Origin of the sequence: Propionivibrio sp., assembly GCF_049316945.1 — a bacterium.
GTDB lineage: Bacteria > Pseudomonadota > Gammaproteobacteria > Burkholderiales > Rhodocyclaceae > Propionivibrio.
In genome coordinates this window covers 1-19907 of record NZ_JBMOJE010000043.1, presented here as the reverse complement: position 1 = coordinate 19907, position 19907 = coordinate 1, and the positions used below count along the sequence as shown (strand labels likewise).

Sequence of the window (19907 nt, the reverse complement as noted above, 5' to 3'; positions counted from 1 at the left end):
ACTGCCGATAACATGACGATGCATAGCCCTCTCCAATCAGAGAACTTCTCCCTTCGTCAGCAGTTGGAAGCCCTGCCGCATCAGGCACTTTTCGATGCACCGTTGGGCGCCATTGCGTCGGTTGCCCTCCTGCCGCTCATGCGTCAGGGTGAACTGATCGGCAGCCTGCACTTCGGCAGTGCCAATCCGGATCGTTATGTCGCCGGATGCGGGACGGATTTTCTCGAACGACTGGCTGAAATCATCGGCATATGCCTGGAAAGTGCCCTCGCCCAGGAACGTTTGAAACTGGTGGGGCTGACCGATGCCTTGACCGGCGTGCAGAACCGCCGCTACTTCGAACACCGTTGCCAGGTGGAAATCAGCCAGGCTCGCCGATACAAGCACCCGCTGGCTTGCATGTTCCTCGACATCGACAAGTTCAAGCGTATCAATGACACCCATGGCCACCAGTCGGGTGATGAAGTACTGCAGGGCGTAGCCAACGTCATTCAGTCGCAGTTGCGGGCCGGAGATACGATTGCCCGCTATGGCGGGGAGGAATTCGTCGCGCTCCTGCCGCAATCCGAAATGCATCACGCCCTTCAAATCGCTGAACGGATTCGCTTGAGCATCGAAGAAAAATATTTCCAGGCACATTCCGGACATGCCATCAAGGTCACCATCTCGATTGGACTGTCCATGCTGCCCACCGAAAGTTTGGCTGGCGAGAATCAGCAGTTGGCCGAGCGGATTGTTGCTGCCGCAGACAAGGCGCTCTACCAAGCCAAACATGGCGGTCGAAACCGGGTGGTATGCGACCGAAGCCTGCCCTCGGGTTCGGCGCGGCAGAGGTCCTGGGGCCGGGTTTTGCATCCGGTTGCTGCCTGGGCGAATCGTTTGCTGCAGGCCATGCCGACAATGATGATCGGTGTGCTCAAACTCCTGAAGCCAACCTGAACAACTTTCCTCTGAAGTTGTTGTGATTCTGGCTGCTGCTGCGGATCATGCTCTCAATGCGCGCCGTTCACACTTTTGGGGTCGGCTAAATCGCTTATTCCCGTCCTGGGCGCTGGCGAAGTGCGGGGTCTGGGGCAGCGCCCCAGGGTGGGTCACTACACGGTCATCTTTCCCGCCAGAAATAGGCCAAAGTAACCACTAATTCAACTGGCGATCCATTGTTCACACCTTGCGTTCTTTGATCCGGCTCAAATCAGCGGTCCGATACCAACGGATTAGCTTGAAGTGCTTTAGGCTTCAGCTTCGCATTGATTTTCACCAAGAGAAACAAACCATGTGGACACCTTTGGCGCCCGTCCCTCAGGGAGGCATTCGCAACGAGCGCCTATTCATCTGGCTTTCAAGGTGCAATGCTTGAAGATTGCCTATTGATGCGCATTTCGGGGCAACGTATAGAAAATCGTGCTCTTGAATATTCCAGACAATACTGGCCGGATCACCCTCAAAGCCGCTAATATCTGAACAACAAGCAACTATCGGGAATAACAGGGGACCACGGTTTTCTGAATACACAAGCAAGGCTGACCAAGGAGATCACCATGCCTTCACTTCATCGCCACAATAACGATGCCCCGTGGTCTTGGCAGGACTATCTGTCCTGGCCGGACGAGGAGCGCTGGGAAATCATTGGCGGCAAGGCTTTCGCCATGTCGCCAGCGCCATCGACAAAGCACCAGACAATTGCGCTGCGATTATCTGCTCATTTATTGCAGCAACTGTCCGGCAAACCCTGCCAGCCTTTCATCGCACCCACCGACGTAAAACTCTCGGAGCAGGACGTGGTGCAGCCGGACATTTTCGTTGTCTGCGACCCGGCGAAAATCACACCCAGTCACATCGATGGCGCACCCGAGGTAGTCATCGAGGTGCTGTCACCGGCGACATCAAGTCGCGATCTGCGCGAGAAAAAGGCGCTGTACGAGAAAAGTGGCGTGCGCGAATACGTGGTGGTCGATCCGCTGGAAAACTATGCGATCCGATTTCTGCTGACCGATGACGGTTTCGATAAGGGAACGGTGTTTGCCAGCGACGAGTTTCTGGTTTTTGAGCGACTGGACGGTCTCAATGTACCGCTATGGGAGGTGTTCGAACTGCCACCGCCGGAGCATGCTGTTGCCGGCCTGCGGTGAATCCGTGGTGGGTATCGTGAGCATCCGCTCATTTCAGTTCAGTTCAGAATTGGTGCGTGAGTTCATCAAACAGCACATCGCCACCGTGATCAGCGCTTTGCCGACTTCATGCTTGCCGGGAAATAGAGATGGATGCGCTTCGCTTTAACAGTGCTAAACTCATTTACCATGCATGAAATGTCTCTGGCTGAAGGCGTGCTGCAATTGATCGAGGATGCGGCACGCCAGCAGGAATTCACAAAGGTCACCACCGTCTGGCTGGAGATCGGTCAGCTCGCGGGAGTTGAGCCCGAGGCCATGAAATTCTGTTTCGACGCCGTGACGCGGGGTAGCCTGGCGGAAGGGGCTGAACTGGAGATCATCTCGACACCGGGGTCCGGCTGGTGCATGCAGTGTGCGGAAACCGTCGCCTTGAGCGAAGTGTTTGGCGCCTGTCCGCAGTGCGGCGCCTATCAGGTACAGGTGACGGGAGGTACTGAAATGCGCGTCAAGGAACTTGAAGTCGGTTAAAGGAGGAAAACATGTGTACAACCTGCGGCTGCGGTACCGGTGAAGTGAAAATCGATGGTGCCGATGTGAGTCACGAAACCGCGCATGGGCACGATCACGTACATGCGGACGGAACGACTCATAGCCACGAGCACGAGCATGATCACCATCTCGAGCACAGCCACCGCTACGCCCCGGCGCATTCCCACGCCCCCGGGCTCGGCAACAAGCGCATGGTGCAGATCGAACAGGATATTCTGGCCAAGAACAACACCTACGCGGCGCAGAACCGTCAGCGACTGCTTGAGCGTGGCATCTTTGCCCTGAATCTGGTTTCCAGTCCGGGATCGGGAAAAACCACTTTGCTATGCAAGACCATTGCCATGCTGAACGGTGAGCCGGTGGCCGTCATCGAAGGCGACCAGCAGACCAGTCAGGACGCCGAACGGATTCGCGCGACCGGCGCCCCGGCCATCCAGATCAATACCGGCAAGGGCTGCCATCTTGACGCGCACATGGTTGGCCACGCCATGGAAAAGCTGAGCCTGGCCGAGAATTCCCTGCTGATGATCGAAAACGTCGGCAATCTGGTCTGCCCGGCGGCCTTCGATCTGGGTGAAGCGCACAAGGTGGCCATCCTGTCGGTCACCGAGGGCGAAGACAAACCGATCAAATACCCGGACATGTTCCGCGCCGCCAGCGTCATGCTGCTGAACAAGATCGACCTGTTGCCCTACGTGAATTTCGACGTGGATACCGCCATCGGTTTTGCGCGCCGGGTCAATCCGACCATTCGTGTCATCCGCGTTTCAGCCACCAGCGGTGAGGGCATGGGCGAATGGCTGACCTTTCTGCGTGAGGGCCTGGCCAGCACCGGAAATACCAAGCAGGAAACGGTAGACAGCCTCAAGCGACGGGTTGCCGAACTGGAGGCACAGTTGCAACGGTCGCAAAGCTGAGAGCCTGTGAAAATAACAAGAATCCACCGCAGAGGCGCAGAGCCGCAGAGAAAACGCGGAGAAAGCGATCTTTTTTTTAAGGTTTTCTCTGCGCCACCTTTGCGGCTCTGCGCCTCTGCGGTGGGTGTTCAAGCATTTCATCACAACCGCCGACGACTCCCTTGAATCCCATCGCTCGTCGCATCCGCGTTACCGGGATCGTCCAGGGGGTAGGATTCCGGCCTTTTGTCTGGCGTCTGGCGCAGGAACTGAAGCTCACCGGCTGGGTGCGCAACGATGCCGAAGGCGTCGAAATTGCCGCCGAAGGTGCAACAACCCAGGTTGACGCACTGCTGCAACGCCTGCGCGCCGAGGCGCCGCCGCTGGCCCGCGTTGACTCCGTGCATGCCAATGATGCCGCGCCTGTTGGGCAGGCCGAATTCAGCATCGTCGAAAGTGCCGGAGGAGCGCTCAGCACGACCGCCATCGGCCCCGACGTGGCGGTGTGCGGGGGCTGTCTGGCCGAGCTGTTCGAGCCGGCTGACCGCCGCTGGCGCCACGCCTTCATCACCTGCACGCACTGCGGCCCGCGCTATACGGTAACGCGCGCCCTGCCCTACGACCGGCCGCAAACCAGCCTGGCGCCGTTTCCTCTTTGCCCGGAATGCGCAAGTGAATACGGATCGCCCGCCGACCGTCGCTTTCATGCCGAAACGACCTGTTGCCCGCTCTGCGGTCCCCGCTTGTCGCTGATCGATGGTCAAGGCCAAGCCATCGCCGGCGACCCGATTGCGGAAACCCTGCGCCTGTTGCAGTCGGGCGCCATCGTCGCCATCAAGGGACTTGGCGGCTTCCATCTGGCCTGCGACGCGCGCAATGGCGAAGCGGTGGCGCAATTGCGCTGGCGCAAGAACCGGGAAGAAAAGCCTTTCGCGGTGATGACCGCCAACGTGGCGAGCCTGGCGCCCTACGCCAGAAGTTCGCAAAAGGAACAGGCATTGCTGGAAAGCCGCGAGCGCCCGGTCGTTCTGCTCCGCGCCCAGCCCGATTGCGCTGCGGCGCTGCCCGGCGTGGCGCCCGGCCTGATCTGGCTGGGTGCCATGCTGCCAACTACCCCCATCCATTTTCTGCTTTTCCATGATGCGGCGGGTCGGCCGAGCGGTAATCATTGGCTGGCGGCGCCGCAGGCTATGGTTCTGGTGATGACCAGCGCCAACCCGGCTGACGAGCCGATTGTGCGCACTGGCGCCGAAGCGCTGACACGGCTGGCCGGCATTGCCGACGCCATTCTCGATCATGATCGAGAAATTGTTTGCCGCTGCGACGACAGCGTGATGCGCATTCTCGATCAGCGTCCGCAATTCATCCGGCGCAGCCGGGGTTACTCGTCCGCCGCCATCCGCTTGCCGCAGACCGGGCCTTCACTGCTGGCTTTCGGTGCGCATCTCAAGAGCAGCGTCTGCGTTACCCGTGGCAACGAGGCGTTTCTGTCGCCGCACATCGGCGATCTCGACAACGCCGCGACCTGTGACTTCTTCGACGAAACCGTCGAGCGCATGCTTGACTTGCTCGAAGTCAAACCCGCCATCGTCGCGCACGACCTGCATCCGGATTACTACAGCACGCGCGCCGCCATCGCCTTTGCCGCCAGGCACGGGCTTCCGACAGTCGCCGTGGCGCATCATCACGCGCACATCGCCGCCGTCTGCGCCGAGCATGGATGGCGGGGCCCGCTGCTTGGACTGGCGCTGGACGGCGTCGGCCTCGGACCGGATGGCGCAGCGTGGGGCGGTGAATTGCTGAAAGTGGATGGCGCGCAGTGCGCACGTCTGGGCCATCTCAGACCCTTGCCATTGCCCGGCGGCGACCGTGCCGCCCGCGAGCCGTGGCGCATGGCGGCAGCCGTGCTGCACGAGCAGGGCCGTAATGTCGAGATCAGCGCCCACATCCCGGAAGCCGGTGCCGGCATCGTCGCCAACATGCTCGAACGTAACACCAACTGCCCGCGCACCAGCAGCATGGGCCGCGTCTTCGATGCTGCTACCGGTTTGCTCGGCCTGTGTTCGCACATGAAGTACGAAGCGCAGGCAGCCATCCTGCTGGAACAGGCGGCGACACGCCACATCGAGGTTCATGGCTGGCCGCCAGCGCTGGACAACGGATGGATCATCGACCGTAAAGGACAGCTCGATCTGCTGCCCCTGCTCGCCTCGCTGGATGGGGCCGCCGATGTGGATCAGGCCGCCGCCCGCTTCCACGCCACGCTGGTAGCTGCTTTAACCGACTGGGTAGAGCGCGCAGCGAAGGCTAGCGGCATTACGACACCGGCGTGGGGCGGCGGCTGCTTTCACAACGCCCTGCTGTCCGTCCATCTGCGGCAAAGCCTTGAACAACGCGGTATCACCGTTCTTGCGCCAGTCCGCTTGTCACCTGGCGATGCCGGCATTGCCCTCGGGCAGGCCTGGGTCGCGATTGAATCTTTGGAGTCGTGAAATGTGCCTTGCACTCCCCGTCAAAGTAATGGAATCAGCAGCGAGGGCACCTGCGCGGCACCCTCCCCGCTACGGGCGCTACAACGAGACGAGGTGATGGGCGAAGCCAGACATTGGAGAAAAACTCTTACGCAAATTTGGTAAGTTCACTCGCCAGATCCCACTATGTACTTGGCCATGAATGCATCGCACTCTGGAGTCCCTAGCGACAACCTGAAGGCCGCTGCCGCGCCATGTCCGCCACCACCAAAGTGCCGCGCCATTTCGGCCACATTGATGGTGTCTTTTCTGGCGCGCAGACTCACTTTCAGCAGACCTTTCTCGATACGCCAAATCAAGGCGTATGTCCCATTGGCCAGATAAAGCAGTTCGCCAACCTTGCTGGTAAATAATGAGTGGGCATTGAGCTTCGACCCCCTCACCCCACAGAAGTGAACCGGTTCTGCGTCTTCCGCCATGATGGCGGCCAGGTTGTCGTACTTGACGTTCATGTGCCGGCCGATGATCAGGATGTCGCTCAACTCGTCATCGCCGAGATGGGCCAAGTCATCCCACACCTTGAAATCAAAGGGCAGCGTGTCCAGGTAAGCCAGGAAATCGTTTGACTCGGGCAGATTCCAGTTCCACAGGTCGCGGTCTTCGACATAGGCCAGGAGTTTTGGAAGCGGCTTGCCGGGTTGAAAATACTCCCAGGCAAGACGCGCCCCGCTCTTGGCCATATCGAAAATGGCACCGGGAAAACCTTCCAGGTCTTCTTGGGCCGTCTTGTGGTGGTCCAGAACGACCAGGGACTTGGCCGTTTTCCTCATGGCTTCGAGCCGAGGCCGTGGGAAACTGAAATCCAGCAAGTAGACCTCGCGCCCTTGCACGTTCAATTCCGAGGAACTGCCATAGTCGGCGCCGACGTACTCCGCTTCATCTCCGAAGTGGAGCCAGGCGGCGTAGGCCGCGCCAAAGCCATCTGGACACGGGGCATGGTGAACAATCAAGGGATTTTCCCGCTTGTGCGCAAACGTTCTGGATTGCATCGTCTGATTTGCCTTCCTTGAGCGAGTCATCGAATGTGCCCTGCCCTTCCGATGGCATCGCTCAGCAACGGTTCTGTTGTTTGAGGGTACCTACACTATTTGCGCAAATCATGAATAAGCCGGGTACGCTCGATGTGGCCAAAACGGTCAGATGATTTTCTTGGGAAAATATGGCAACAGTGCCTTTGCAGCCGCGATTCTGTGGCCAGCGCTTGCCGTCGGATCATTCATTACCGCCAGCAGAAAGCTTTCCGGATCGCTGTAATCCTTGCCCGCATTCAGAGTTAGCTCGTAGCGACCAGCACCACTGCCGCACAGGGTGGAAGATTGATTCTGTATTGCGGCAGAAGATGCTACAGGAGGTAATCCGGGATGTGTATCCGCCGTAGCTTGCGTCTGGAGAAGGATCAGGGCCTTCTGAAAATCCTCGGTATTAATGCTTTCCAACCCCGCCAGGATGCCCGCCTGTTTAGCCATGTTCGGTGACATTTCCAGCCATGGTTCATCAATGAACATGCTGCCCAGGCTCGGGTCAATGAATGCCGACCATTTCCCGTTCAGGATATTCAGGGAGGGCGGTAGATTGGTTACGGCCTGAATTGCCGGAGCAGGCTCGTATGCATCAGGACGGAGGCCAATATTAGCGGCTGGAATGTCGACCAGGTAGCTCAGGCGGAGCGCATTGAGAAAGATCCGTGCCTGCGCTACAGGGACAGGCTCCTCGAGAGAAAACCAAACCCCGTAGCCCTTTAGCCCTGAAACTGAAACTGCCGGCGCCGGCAAATTCAAGTCGTTTTGTACAGCCAGATAGAGCTTTGCCGCCTGTTCCCAGTCGGCAGCCCTTTCGAAATCCACGACCATGGCGCGAGCCTTACCGTCCGGGCTACTTTCGGCGCTATCGTCTAATTGCTGGCCGTGAAGGGCATAAAGCCGCTGTAACTCCGTATTCAGTTTGTTCATGTATAACCCAAAAAATGATTGGCATTCCTGAGAGCGATCAGGACGCAAACGCACAATGGATCAAGCTTACCTCAGACTACCTCATCACTGACGGCTGCCTACGACAGTCGCTACCGCGAAATTCACTCAGGTTTGCAGGAGGGACACGATCGTATGCAGAAATATCGAGCACCCAGTTACCGAAGGGTAAATCGAGAGGCGAGAGCGGGCGTAGGTGGAAAGATCGGGAATGAAGGGGGACGAGATTGAAGCGAAGAATCCTTCAAAAGTACTTAGGCGATAGAATCCCGGCCTTCTGACCGCGCTGGTCGGTTTATTTTGGAGGTGTTTCTGTGATGCTTCCAAAACTGGCTAACACGCAAACCTAGCATTCACAAGGGTTACAGCCTTTATGTTCGCACGTTTTATGCCCCAAGAGGGCAAGTTCTTTGATCTGTTCAATGCGCATGCGGAGCAGATTGTGCTGGGAAGTCAGGCTCTGGTCGCATTGCTTTCGGTTCTAAACGAATCCGATGAAGATGCGGCCAAGCAATGCGAAATCATCGATGTTATCGAAAATCGTGCCGATGGAATAACCCACGAGACGATGCGGCAGTTGCACAAGTCATTCATTACACCGCTTGATCGCGACGAAATTCATCAGCTGATTACCAGCCTCGATGACATCATCGATCTGATACAGGATGTTGCGCATACGGTATCGTCCTCGAAAATTCCTGATCGGCGTTGTCCATGGAAACTCTGAACATCAGCTTGGGCGTCGTTGTTTTTCTGGTTGTTCTGGCTCTTGCCTTCGATTTCATGAACGGGTTTCATGATGCGGCCAATGCGATCGCGACCGTAGTGTCGACCCGGGTTTTGCGACCGCAGACAGCGGTGTTGCTGGCTGCATTTTTCAACGTAGTAGCCATATTTGTTTCCAGCTCAAGGTGGCGACAACGGTTGGCAAGGGGACTATTGATCCGGCAATCATTGATCACTATGTTGTCTTTGGCGCGCTCGTGGGTGCCATCGCCTGGAACATAATTACCTGGTATTACGGAATCCCGTCTTCTTCCTCACATGCACTGATCGGGGGGCTGGTGGGCGCAGCTCTCGCCAAGGCTGGCCCCGGTTCGCTGATTGCCAGCGGCCTAATCAAGGCGGTGGTTTTTATTCTGGTTTCACCAATGCTGGGCATGCTGCTCGGGTCGCTGATGATGCTTCTGGTGTCGTGGGCTTGTAGACGGGTTACGCCGCGCGGGGTGGATAAGTGGTTCCGGCGATTGCAGTTGGTGTCGGCCTCCCTTTACAGCTTGGGGCATGGCGGGAATGATGCGCAGAAGACAATGGGCATCATCTGGATGTTGTTGATAGCTTCGGGCATCTCAAATTCCAGTGATCCCTTACCAATGTGGGTGGTGATCCTGTGCTACACCGCAATCGGTCTGGGTACCATGTTTGGTGGCTGGCGCATCGTTAAAACGATGGGGCAGAAGATAACAAAGCTGAAACCGGTGGGTGGTTTTTGTGCAGAAACAGGTGGCGCGATAACGCTCTTTTTGGCAACGGCGTTGGGCATTCCTGTCTCGACTACGCATACGATAACCGGCGCCATTGTCGGAGTTGGCGCAACGAAAAAGCTGTCAGCTGTCCGCTGGGGTATCGCGGGGAGTATTGTCTGGGCCTGGGTGCTGACGATTCCCTGTAGCGCCGTGATTGCTGCTGTTTTTTGGTATCTTGGCCGCTTCTTCCTCTGACATGACCGCGAGGTCGTTTCACCCGCCTCGCCGGCGCCTCATCGGCTTGTTGTTATTATTCCTTTCTGCCCCGGGTTTCGGCGCCATGCCGATTGTTGCCAGGGTTGCCTACGCCGACGGCGTTGATCTGACAACCATGCTGTTCTTGCGGCTTGCTCTGGCCGGCGTGCTGATGGCGACTGTCATGCTGGCCCGAGGTTTTCGCTGGCTACTGGGCCGCAATCTGCGGCTGCTCATGGCGATGGGGGCACCTGGTCAGGCCGGGATGTCAGGCACCAGCATTCTTTCAAGCTGGTAGATTTTATCCTTGAGCAGTAGTTTTCGTTTCTTCAGGCGATGGACCAGCAACTGATCCTGCTCGGGCAAGGGGGTGCTCACCAGGTGCTCAATGATGAGATTGAGATCGCGGTGTTCCACCTGGAGCTCATTCAAGGTGGCGCGTGCATTGATTGTTTCTTCTTCGGTCAGCATCATTCAAATATCCGTTGGTTGGTATTCGTCTAACGCACAAGAATCTGTAACCTTCGCATGGCGCAAATGCCAAGAATCACAGACCACAATACGCGCAGTGTCCGCCAGGCTATCAGAAGAGCCAGTGTGGCTGCCACGTGGCGGGGTGTATCGGGTTCTATGGTAGGCGTACCGCCGGGAAAAAACAATCGCCCTGGGAGGACGACAGCGATCAGCATGAAAATGCTTCTGGTAACAAATGTGCTGATCCGGCAAAGCTGGCCCAGCTTACCGAAAAGTCCGGCATTCAATGATGGCCGTTGCGGCGCAGACCATTCCGAAAGTGATTATCCCCATGCAACAGCGTGCATGCCGTCAATTAATTGAGTATGCGCATTCGAGACTTGCGTCATTTGGGGACTTTTGAGAATAGAATAGGCAGAAGAGAATGTACCCCTTGAAACTTGCTGGAGAAGGCAAATGCTTTATCACGTGACCGTTTCGTTTGGTAAAGATAGACAATACCAATATAAGTTCACTCAAGCTGAGCTTGCTGATAGTTCGCCGGAGGAGGCTCGCCGCTGGTTCAGCATAGAATTCGTGGATCTGAAATGCGAGCCCACCAACCCCATGGGTAAGTTATTGATTATCGACAAAATACTTAACGTTGCCCGTTTTGGCGGCGAACAACGATTCATCGATGGCAAGACATGGGCAACGCAGTTTGCTCGTTACACGGCCTTGGCGCTAGGGCGCGATACCATCCATGTTGATGTTGAGGCGTTCAATATCGGTTATTGATGCGTCGATGTCTTTCAATGCGGCGCAGGCTCTTCGTCCTGCGCCGTTTCTATTGAATTTGCCGGTGCTACTTCATGAGCAAGGCGTTTATCAGAGACGGTGACGGCGATGATGAGGATGAACTTGCGCCGGAGCTGAAGCTTCCGCAGGGAACACGCAACTACATCACGCCGGGAGGGTATGCACGGATCAAGGAGGAACTTGACCACCTGCTGCGTACCGATCGTCCACAAGTTGTCGAGGCTGTGCATTGGGCCGCTTTGAATGGCGATCGCTCGGAGAATGGCGATTACATTTACGGCAAGAGGCGTCTGCGCGAGATTGACCGGCGTATCCGCTTTTTGACCAAGCGGCTTGATCTGTCGGAAATCGTCGATCCGGCACGGCAGGAAAATCCGGATCAGGTTTTTTTTGGCGCAACTGTCACCCTCTGCGATGAGCAGGGGATTGAACAGGTTTATCAGATTGTCGGTGTCGACGAGACAGATTTCGCGCGTGGACGAATCAGTTGGGTGTCGCCACTGGCGCGAGCACTGCTCAAGGCGCGGGAGGGAGACAGTGTGCGTTTCCAGAGTCCGGCCGGTTGGCGGGAAGTTGAGGTGCTTGAAATTGACTATCGTAGTATCGAGCCATGAGTGTGCTCTGCCGCAACTGCATTGAACCTGGCTGAAAGCCATGTTCGCCTCCTGATCTTGTCGGTTCATCATGTGCTTTTTCAGCAGGCCTTGAAATAGCCCGGCTTGCCCCAATCTACCGCCCCATCGCCGGGTGTGCATGCGCTCCCGGTTTTTTAGTCGCGACATAGACCGCAGATCATCTTCACTGAACCTGTGGCTTCGCATCGATCAGACCAACGTTTTTTTCACGGAGTAATCAATGGGCGCCAACAAGGAAACACTCGGCTTTCAGGCCGAAGTCAAACAACTGCTGAATCTGATGATTCACTCGCTGTACAGCAACAAGGAAATCTTTCTGCGCGAGTTGATCTCCAACGCCTCTGACGCCTGCGACCGGCTGCGCTTCGAAGCGCTGAACAACGCCACGCTTTATGCTGATGATTCCGACCTCAAAATCCGCCTGTCCTTTGACAAGGCAGCACGCACGCTGACCATCTCCGACAACGGCATCGGTCTCTCGCGCGATGAAGCCGTCGAACACCTCGGAACCATCGCCAAATCGGGCACGCGCGAGTTCTTTTCCGCGCTGACCGGCGATCAGGCCCGGGATGCCCATTTGATCGGCCAGTTCGGTGTCGGTTTTTATTCCTCCTACATCGTTGCTGACAAGGTCACCGTGATTTCCCGCCGTGCCGGTCTGGAAACCAACCAGGCGGTCAAATGGGAATCGGCGGGCGAAGGCGAATTCACCGTCGAAATGGTGGAAAAAGCGACGCGCGGTACGGAAGTTACGCTGCATCTGCGTGAAGGTGAGGACGAATTCCTTTCCGGCTGGAAGATCAAGCAGACCGTGCGCAAGTATTCGGACCATATCACCCTGCCGATCCTCATGAAGAAAGAGGAATGGAATCAGGAGAAGGGCGAACAGATCACCAGCGACGAAGACGAAACCGTCAATCAGGCCTCGGCCCTGTGGGCGCGTCCCAAGTCGGAAATCACCGAAGAGCAGTACAAGGAGTTCTACAAGCACGTCGGGCACGACTTCGACGACCCGCTGGCTTATGTGCATGCCAAGGTCGAAGGGAAGCAGGAATACACCCAGCTACTCTACATCCCGTCGAAAGCCCCGTTCGACATGCTTGATCGCGGTGCGCGCCACGGCGTGAAGTTGTATGTGCGCCGCGTTTTCATCATGGACGACGCCGAGCAATTGATGCCGGTCTACCTGCGCTTCGTGCGCGGCATCGTCGATTCCAACAATCTGCCGCTTAATGTCTCACGGGAGATCCTGCAGGAATCGCGCGACATCGATACCATCCGTGGCGGTTGCGTGAAAAAGGTGCTCGGTCTGCTCGAAGGGCTGGCCGACAGTGAGGATGCCGCAGAGAAGGCAAAATACGCCACCTTCTGGAAGGAATTCGGTCGCGTGCTCAAGGAAGGCACCGGCGAAGACTTCGCCAACAAGGACCGCATCGCCAAGCTGCTGCGCTTCGCCTCGACCAACCTCGATACCCCGGAAGAAGTGGTTTCGCTGGCCGATTACGTGTCGCGCATGAAGGAAGGTCAGGAAAAGATTTACTACGTTACCGCCGAAACCTTCACCGCCGCAAAGAACAGCCCGCACCTCGAAATCTTCCGCAAGAAGGGCATCGAAGTGCTGCTGCTTTCAGAGCGGGTGGATGAGTGGGTGACCGGCAGCCTGACCGAATTCGACGGCAAGCCGTTGCAGTCGGTGGCCAAGGGCGGGCTTGATCTTGGCAAACTGGAAGATGCCGCCGACAAGGAAGAAACCGAGAAGGCCGCCGACGAGTACAAGGAACTGCTCGACAAGATCAAGACCACGCTGGGTGACAAGGTCAAGGACGTGCGCGTGACGCATCGCCTGACCGATTCGCCCTCATGTCTGGTCGCTGACGAACACGATCTCGGTGGCAATCTGGCGCGCATCCTCAAGGCAGCCGGGCAAAAGGCGCCGGACACCAAGCCGATTCTCGAAATCAACCCGAAGCATCCGGCCGTGCAGCGCCTGAAGTACGAAGAAAGCAGTTTCGACGACTGGGCCAACCTGCTGCTTGAGCAGGCAACACTGGCCGAAGGCGGAACGCTGGATGATCCGGCCGGCTTCGTCAAGCGCATCAACGATCTGATGCTGGCGCTCTCTTCCGGCAGCAAGTAATGGCCAGTGGCAGGCTGCTTTCGGGTCTGCCACCCGTCATGCTGGACGGGCTTCCACCGATTCTCGATGCGGGTGTGGAAACGTTGATTCTAGGCAGCTTTCCTTCTCCCGCTTCGCTGGCTGCCCAGCATTATTACGCCCACCGCCAGAACCAGTTCTGGCGGCTGCTGGCGGCACTGACCGGCGAACCGTTTTTACATCTCGATTACGAGAAAAAGCAACGTTGCCTGTTGCGGCAGCGCATCGGCGTGTGGGATGTTTATCGTTCCTGCATGCGCGAAGGGGCTCTCGACTCGGCCATCGAGGCGCCTCAGTTGAACGATTTTTCCTGGCTCAAAGCAAATACGCCGCAATTGCGGCGTATTTGTTTCAACGGCAAGACTTCAGGCAAGCTCGAACGCTGGTTTCTTGAGCAAGGCTACGATACTCGTGTGCTGCCTTCGACTAGCCCGGCCTACACACTGGCTTTCGAGCGCAAGCTCGAGTTATGGCGTGCGGCCTGGCTGAGCGAGCCGATCATACGTTAATCGTTCGCGGCTACTTTTTTAGCGACAGATTGTTACGCAGGCAGTGGCGGTGTTCCGGGCCTACTTTATCTTTGCACAATTCACGCACCTTCTGATGCTGCTCGCAACGCGCCGGGTCGGGCGACTTGCTGCAATCGGCTGGCGGCATCTGCTACTGAACACATTGAAGTATTTACGATCCTCGGCGCCAAGTTTGGAAAGGATCGGCTCGTGCCTTTGCATCCCTCGACTTGCAAAGTGCTCGCAGATCACATCGGCCGACGCAATCGTCACTAGGCGTGAAGGTCGATATCTTCCTACTTGTTCGTTTCCAACTGGGGCAATCGCCTCGATGAGGGAGATATTCATCGAACCTTCTTTGCGTTATCCATGCAGATCGCTCTGGGCGGCGTCGCCGACAGTCACTGGCCACGCCTGCATGACCTGCGTCATCGATTCGCAACGAATACGCTCTTGAAGTGGTATCGGTCTGACCAGGATCCAGAGCGCCACCTGCCAGTCAGTCCTGTCTGCCTACCTCGGCCACGCCCACATCGCAGATACACATTGGTATTAGATACAGTGGAGCGTTATGTAGAGTAGCCAGCGAAATTGCTTTAAAAGCAAGACATTAGAGTTTGATTACAGCACATAAAAGTTTAATAATTTACCCCCCGGCGGCCATCGCGGTCGCCCTTGTTCAGGAGGTTAATCATGGATCTGTCCAAGAATCAAAGTGCAATCACGTTGCCGCTGGATCGGCTTGTTGCACTCGCGTTAAGCGAGCTGGAGAAGGTTCGCTATAGCAGAAGATCGCTGAGACGCTACCGCAAAGTTTGGCAGCAGCTCGTGGCGTTTTCTCACGAGATAAAGCTGGAAGATATGTACTCGGAGGATTTAGCGACACGTTTTTCGAACGCGTATCAGAGCCGTGAGGGCGAATGCCTCAAGCCAAGCGACGGGTGGCGACGGCACGTTGTGTTCAGTCTCAAAGCGCTTGGAGACTTCGCGCGTGACGGATGCATTGAGCGCCCCCGCATCAATATGCGACAGACCCAAATCCCGGCGCTCATGCAAAAGCCACTACAAGAATACGAACAATACTGCAGAGATCGCCTTCATCTTCGGCCGAGCACCCTTCGCGAACGGATGCGAGAGCTGGCAATATTCGCGGATTTCCTACGCTTGAGGGGCACCACGATTCTCAATCAGTTGCAGCCGGCCGATCTCAGTGAGTTCGTTATCTCACAACATCGTCTGACAGCCAGGACGGTCTCGCGGATTGTGTCCGATGTGCGCAGCTTTCTGCAGTTTCTTCTGCTGCGAGGAATCCTGCAGCGGGATCTCCGTTATGTGTTACCGACGATCCGCGTGCCACGAGATGCCACAATTCCATCAGTGTGGGACCCAGAGATCTTGGTCCAACTGCTCAATGCAGTGGATCGTAGTTCGCCCATCGGCAAGCGCGACTACGCAATGCTCCTGCTTGCATGTCGCTTGGGATTACGAGGGGAGGATATTCGAGCGCTGCGGCTCGATGATTTGAAGTGGGAAACGGCCACCATAGAGATTACTCAATTGAAAACACTGGCGCCACTGTGTTTGCCATTAACCGAAGAAGTCGGCGAGGCATTGATTGACTATTTGAAATCAGGCCGCCCTCAGAGCGACCAACGCGAGGTGTTTCTCACATTGAAGCCGCCCTTTTTGCCGTTCAGCGAGACAAGCGGCCTCTACCGCACCGTCACGCGTTGGAAAGAACTTGCCGGCATCCACTTTCGGAGCAAACAACATCACGGCCTGCATTCGCTGCGCCATACGCTGGCAACGACACTCCTGCGTGAGCAGACACCGATTCACGTCATCTCTGAGATCCTGGGGCATGCAACGACGGCATCGACGTTGATCTACGCGAAGGCCGACGTGGAAACCTTGCGCACTGCTGCGTTGGACCCCGAGGAGGTGCCTCATGTCGAATAGAGAGTTCAAAGCGCAGTTCCAGAGTGCTCTTGGCTCACTGCTGGAGCAGTTTGTTAGGGAGAAACGGGCGTGTGGTTACCCATACAATGGAACGGCTCGGATACTGGCGCAATTTGATCGATTCTTATGCGATGAGGCGCTATCGCAGTGCGAGCTACCCCGCTCCATCAACCGCAAGTGGCTCGCCAAACGACCTCACGAGAGCGCAGGAACACAGTGGCAGCGCATCTGCGCTGTTCGTCAATTCGCCAAGTACATGTGCCGGCTGGGCTACTCCGCCGATGTGCCGGAGCGTTCGCTGGCGGCAAAGTGCGGCACCAGTTTCTCACCACGGATCCCGACACAGGCCGAGGTACAACAACTGCTCCACGCGGCTGATCAGCTCACACCAACTGCGCACTCACCGCTGCGCCACCTCATCATGCCCGAAGTATTCCGACTGCTTTATGGCTGCGGCTTTCGGCTCGGGGAGGTGTTGCACCTACGCATGGCTGATGTTGACCTTGACCAAGGGATCCTGACGGTGCGTAAGGGCAAATTCGGCAAGGATCGCCTGGTGCCTCCCGCCTTGTCGTTAGTGCAGCGCCTTCAAAAGTACGCCAAAAGCATGGGAGATCGTCCAGCCGATGCGTACTTCTTTCCGTCGCCCTCCGGCGGCCCGTTAAGTCTTGGAGGTGTGTATGCGGTATTCCGGCAACTGCTGCTGCGATGCAAGATCGGGCACGCCGGCAGAGGCAAGGGGCCGCGCATCCATGATCTACGCCACGGATTTGCCTGCCATGCCCTGCTACGCTGGTGCCGCGAGGGGGCAGACCTCAATGCGAAGCTCCCGGTGCTGTCAACCTATATGGGCCATCGGTCGCTTGCCGGAACGCAGCACTATCTGCATCTGATTGTCGAGCTGTATCCGCAGATCACGGCGCGTACCAACGCCGCCTTTGGCGATGTCATCCCGCGGAGGATTAAGTTATGAAACCGACCGACTTCTCCGTGCACGTAACCAACTTCTTGACGCATTACCTGGCCGCTCTGCGCAACCTGAGCCCCAACACCATCAAGGCCTACCGCGATGTGTTCACGCTACTGCTGCGGTTCTGTCGCGACGTGCGCGGCATCGCCCTGGAACGACTATCTCTGGTGCAGATCGACCCCTCCCTTGTGGAGGCGTTCCTCGATCACTTGGCCAACGACCGGCATGTCACAATCCAAACGCAAAACCATCGCCTCGCTGCTTTGCACGCGTTCTTCCGCTACGTGCAGTCCGAAGTGCCGGAGCGCTTGCTGCAGTGCCAGCAGATCCTGGCTATTCCTCTGAAGCGGCATGCGCATCCGATCGTCGGATATCTCTCCAAAGAGCATCTCGCGCAGGTCCTTGCGCAACCCGATCTGCATACACATGCGGGCCGCAGAGATGCAGTCATGTTGAGCGTACTCTACGACATCGGCGCTCGAGTGCAGGAGTTGATCGACCTGAACGCCGGCGATGTGCGCCTGGATCCGCCCGCACAGATGCGGCTCATGGGCAAGGGGCGCAAGATGCGCGCCGTGCCCTTGATGGACCCGACGGTCGAACTGCTGCGCGAGCATCTACGTGAGCACGATCTGGATCGTCCAGAACACGCTGACAAGCCGCTCTTCCAGAATCGAAAGGGGGAACGCTTATCACGCTCGGGCGTGCGCTATCTGCTGCAAAAGTATGTGCAACGACTACGGCGCGATCACCCGGGCTTCACCCAGCCGGTGAGCCCGCACACTTTGAGGCATACAAAGGGAATGCATCTCCTGCAGAGTGGCGTCCCCCTTGAAATCATCCGCGACTTCTTAGGGCATGTGGATGTGAAAACGACTGAGATTTACGCACGGGCAAACCTTGAGATGAAACGAAAGGCGCTCGAGAAAGTCGCCGACGTTGGCGCGCTCCCCAAAATTCCGTCCTGGAAGCAGAACAAAACGCTGCTCGAGTGGCTGCAATCGCTGTAATGCTGCCGAGGTCACGCTATGCCGTTTACTAACCGGGGGCCCCCACATCCGGCCCAAGAATTATGTTGAGTATTGCCAACCGGTCTAATTTGTAATCAAGGGCCTGGAGAGAGAACTGCACATAACAACTTTCTGTATCTAATACCAAAAATGTGCTGCTGCACATTTTTGGTACTTACGTGCCTCGCCGGAGTTGATGCGCGAGGCAATGCGCCGGCTCGAACACCGCTGGGAGTATCTGCCATGACCACCCTTGCAAGCTTCGCTCCGCTGGTGGAACGTTTCTTTACCCGGGGCCTCAAACAACGCCCTGCTGTTGTTGGTTGCCAGTTCGTCGAGAAAATTCAGGGTCGCTTTGGAAAACATAGGGCATTCAAGTTATTCGCGGATCCCTTATTTCCAACCTTAGCGAAGACAGCCACACCCTGGGTCATATCGTAAATATGAAACCGGTGGCGCTTGTATGTAAACAGGCGGTTGAACATATACAGGCGGCTGAGCATAACCGGGTCGCTGAACGTAGACTGGCGGCTGTAGGTAAACCGTCGGTTGCTCCTGATAATAAACAGGAGCCGGCCGGGCCGCCGCCGCGCCAATAAGCGCACCACCGAGCACACCTACTCCTACCGCCGCCCACATCTGGTTGCTGCTGTAGTAATTGCCGTGACCACCGCCGTGATTATTGTGGCCGTATCCATTGTGAAAACCGCCCGCCAACGCCTCTGTAGCGCAAAGCGGAACAGCCATGATCGCAACGAGTCCGGTGGCTACCAATTTTCTGAGGCTGTTTTTCATGGGAACACTCCTTTTATTGCGAATATCCTCTCAACGTCTTTGCTGGCCGCTGGTTGACAAAATCAAGGCCAGACACGATACCCAGCCTTCCATCAAATCCAATTCCCATTATTCCAAATTAGTTCAGCGCTGGCGAACTTGCAAGATTCTGCCCCGTCAGAAACTGAACGCGTTAAATGAGTATGGGCGTTTGGAGGAAATTGCCACTCTCCCAACGATCGAACCAATCGGTCAACATGCGGCTTTCGCCCAGACCGGTGAGCCGCTGATCAATGGCATCCTGGTTGCCCCAAACTACATCGGCCAATGCACCATCCGCTACGCGGGATTCAATCTCGTTGCAATACAGCCCCTTGTCGCGCTGCACGTAAAAGCCATAGGTGCGGCAGGCCACCGGACGCTGGGCGTACAGCGGGCAGGCGCCGGAAGACGTATCCAGTAGGGGGCAGACGACAGGGCGCGACCGCTGGTCAGCCAGGGCAGCCATGTCCCGGCTAATTTCTTCAAGTCGTTCCAACGGCAGCGCGGCCAGGCCCACGCGCAGCAAGTCCCATTCCGCAGCAGTCAGTTGAGGCACTTCGGCGAGCCGCCGACAACAACTGTCGCAACCCTTCGCGCACAACCAACCGGGGCGATTCTCCCGGATGGTTTGTACGCGTGCTTCAATATCCAAATGGAGTTGGGAAAGCGAGGTCATATTTCTTCAGTCATTGTGCCAGTTGCGGATTCGAGCATTCTTCCAGGCCGAAGACAGCAGCATTGACGCATGAACACCTCGGCAAACCCCGATGACATATTTTAGCTCCGCATTGTCTGGTTGCGGCCAC

At 56.9% G+C, this 19907-nt stretch carries 20 protein-coding genes and 1 pseudogene; 15 read left to right on the top strand and 6 right to left on the bottom strand.

Annotated features, from left to right (window positions below):
* The first annotated feature begins 12 nt into the window (after positions 1-12).
* The 5 genes from ACOYNV_RS11585 to hypF all read left to right on the top strand — a co-directional run bounded on the left by ACOYNV_RS11585 (position 13) and on the right by hypF (position 6048).
* Positions 13-939 (top strand): DUF484 family protein, encoded by a 927-nt coding sequence (locus ACOYNV_RS11585; RefSeq protein WP_422899935.1) that lies wholly within the window; start codon positions 13-15, stop codon positions 937-939.
* 599 nt (positions 940-1538) lie between these two features.
* A complete protein-coding gene (locus ACOYNV_RS11580) occupies positions 1539-2129 on the top strand; it encodes a Uma2 family endonuclease (protein ID WP_422899934.1) in 591 nt (196 codons plus the stop codon).
* 168 nt (positions 2130-2297) lie between these two features.
* Entirely contained in the window at positions 2298-2639 is a 342-nt protein-coding gene (hypA, locus tag ACOYNV_RS11575; protein WP_422899933.1) for a hydrogenase maturation nickel metallochaperone HypA, read from the top strand.
* 11 nt (positions 2640-2650) lie between these two features.
* On the top strand, positions 2651-3577 hold the full coding sequence (gene hypB / locus ACOYNV_RS11570; protein ID WP_422899932.1) for a hydrogenase nickel incorporation protein HypB: 927 nt from the start codon (positions 2651-2653) through the stop codon (positions 3575-3577).
* Positions 3578-3738: 161 nt separating this feature from the next.
* Positions 3739-6048, top strand: coding sequence for a carbamoyltransferase HypF (hypF, locus tag ACOYNV_RS11565; protein ID WP_422899931.1), 2310 nt, complete (start codon positions 3739-3741; stop codon positions 6046-6048).
* A 146-nt stretch (positions 6049-6194) separates the two neighbouring features.
* On the opposite strand, the gene ACOYNV_RS11560 is transcribed toward hypF, so the two are convergent.
* Together ACOYNV_RS11560 and ACOYNV_RS11555 are read right to left on the bottom strand one after the other, a co-directional pair.
* Positions 6195-7076, bottom strand: a complete 882-nt coding sequence (locus tag ACOYNV_RS11560; protein WP_422899930.1) for a hypothetical protein — start codon at positions 7074-7076, stop codon at positions 6195-6197.
* A gap of 147 nt (positions 7077-7223) precedes the next feature.
* Positions 7224-8036 (bottom strand): hypothetical protein, encoded by an 813-nt coding sequence (locus ACOYNV_RS11555; RefSeq protein WP_422899929.1) that lies wholly within the window; start codon positions 8034-8036, stop codon positions 7224-7226.
* A 391-nt stretch (positions 8037-8427) separates the two neighbouring features.
* On the opposite strand from ACOYNV_RS11555, the gene ACOYNV_RS11550 reads away from it, so the two are divergent.
* The 3 genes and pseudogenes from ACOYNV_RS11550 (at position 8428) to ACOYNV_RS11540 (ending at position 10073) form a co-directional block, all read left to right on the top strand.
* Positions 8428-8781: a DUF47 domain-containing protein gene (locus ACOYNV_RS11550; RefSeq protein ID WP_422899928.1), complete on the top strand. Its 354-nt coding sequence runs from the start codon at positions 8428-8430 to the stop codon at positions 8779-8781.
* Positions 8769-9775 (top strand): annotated as a pseudogene (locus ACOYNV_RS11545) (inorganic phosphate transporter). The gene ACOYNV_RS11550 and the pseudogene ACOYNV_RS11545 overlap by 13 nt, the downstream one beginning before the upstream one ends.
* Positions 9776-9821: 46 nt before the next feature.
* Positions 9822-10073, top strand: coding sequence for a hypothetical protein (locus tag ACOYNV_RS11540; protein WP_422899927.1), 252 nt, complete (start codon positions 9822-9824; stop codon positions 10071-10073).
* Here ACOYNV_RS11540 and ACOYNV_RS11535 read toward each other — a convergent pair.
* Complete coding sequence (locus tag ACOYNV_RS11535) at positions 10031-10249, bottom strand: DUF465 domain-containing protein (protein ID WP_422899926.1); 219 nt, start codon at positions 10247-10249, stop codon at positions 10031-10033. The genes ACOYNV_RS11540 and ACOYNV_RS11535 overlap by 43 nt on opposite strands.
* A gap of 26 nt (positions 10250-10275) precedes the next feature.
* Positions 10276-10464 (bottom strand): AzlD domain-containing protein, encoded by a 189-nt coding sequence (locus tag ACOYNV_RS11530; protein WP_422899925.1) that lies wholly within the window; start codon positions 10462-10464, stop codon positions 10276-10278.
* A 241-nt stretch (positions 10465-10705) separates the two neighbouring features.
* Between ACOYNV_RS11530 and ACOYNV_RS11525 the strand changes: the two genes are divergently transcribed.
* The 7 genes from ACOYNV_RS11525 (at position 10706) to ACOYNV_RS11495 (ending at position 18285) form a co-directional block, all read left to right on the top strand.
* The gene (locus ACOYNV_RS11525; RefSeq protein WP_422899924.1) at positions 10706-11026 is read left to right on the top strand and encodes a hypothetical protein; all 321 of its coding nucleotides are present in this window, start codon (positions 10706-10708) and stop codon (positions 11024-11026) included.
* Positions 11027-11100: 74 nt separating this feature from the next.
* Positions 11101-11661, top strand: coding sequence for a transcription elongation factor GreB (greB, locus tag ACOYNV_RS11520; RefSeq protein ID WP_422899923.1), 561 nt, complete (start codon positions 11101-11103; stop codon positions 11659-11661).
* Between the two features lie 241 nt (positions 11662-11902).
* The gene (gene htpG / locus ACOYNV_RS11515; RefSeq protein ID WP_422899922.1) at positions 11903-13819 is read left to right on the top strand and encodes a molecular chaperone HtpG; all 1917 of its coding nucleotides are present in this window, start codon (positions 11903-11905) and stop codon (positions 13817-13819) included.
* On the top strand, positions 13819-14346 hold the full coding sequence (locus ACOYNV_RS11510; protein ID WP_422899921.1) for a DNA-deoxyinosine glycosylase: 528 nt from the start codon (positions 13819-13821) through the stop codon (positions 14344-14346). The genes htpG and ACOYNV_RS11510 overlap by 1 nt, the downstream gene beginning before the upstream one ends.
* A 693-nt stretch (positions 14347-15039) precedes the next feature.
* Positions 15040-16305, top strand: a complete 1266-nt coding sequence (locus tag ACOYNV_RS11505; protein WP_422899920.1) for a site-specific integrase — start codon at positions 15040-15042, stop codon at positions 16303-16305.
* On the top strand, positions 16295-17278 hold the full coding sequence (locus tag ACOYNV_RS11500; protein ID WP_422899919.1) for a tyrosine-type recombinase/integrase: 984 nt from the start codon (positions 16295-16297) through the stop codon (positions 17276-17278). Before ACOYNV_RS11505 ends, ACOYNV_RS11500 begins: the two co-directional genes overlap by 11 nt.
* Positions 17275-18285, top strand: a complete 1011-nt coding sequence (locus ACOYNV_RS11495) for a tyrosine-type recombinase/integrase (protein ID WP_422899918.1) — start codon at positions 17275-17277, stop codon at positions 18283-18285. Before ACOYNV_RS11500 ends, ACOYNV_RS11495 begins: the two co-directional genes overlap by 4 nt.
* Positions 18286-18690: 405 nt before the next feature.
* On the opposite strand, the gene ACOYNV_RS11490 is transcribed toward ACOYNV_RS11495, so the two are convergent.
* Both ACOYNV_RS11490 and ACOYNV_RS11485 read right to left on the bottom strand, forming a co-directional pair.
* Positions 18691-19080 (bottom strand): hypothetical protein, encoded by a 390-nt coding sequence (locus ACOYNV_RS11490; protein WP_422899917.1) that lies wholly within the window; start codon positions 19078-19080, stop codon positions 18691-18693.
* A gap of 172 nt (positions 19081-19252) precedes the next feature.
* Complete coding sequence (locus ACOYNV_RS11485; RefSeq protein ID WP_422899916.1) at positions 19253-19777, bottom strand: YkgJ family cysteine cluster protein; 525 nt, start codon at positions 19775-19777, stop codon at positions 19253-19255.
* Positions 19778-19907: the final 130 nt, after the last annotated feature.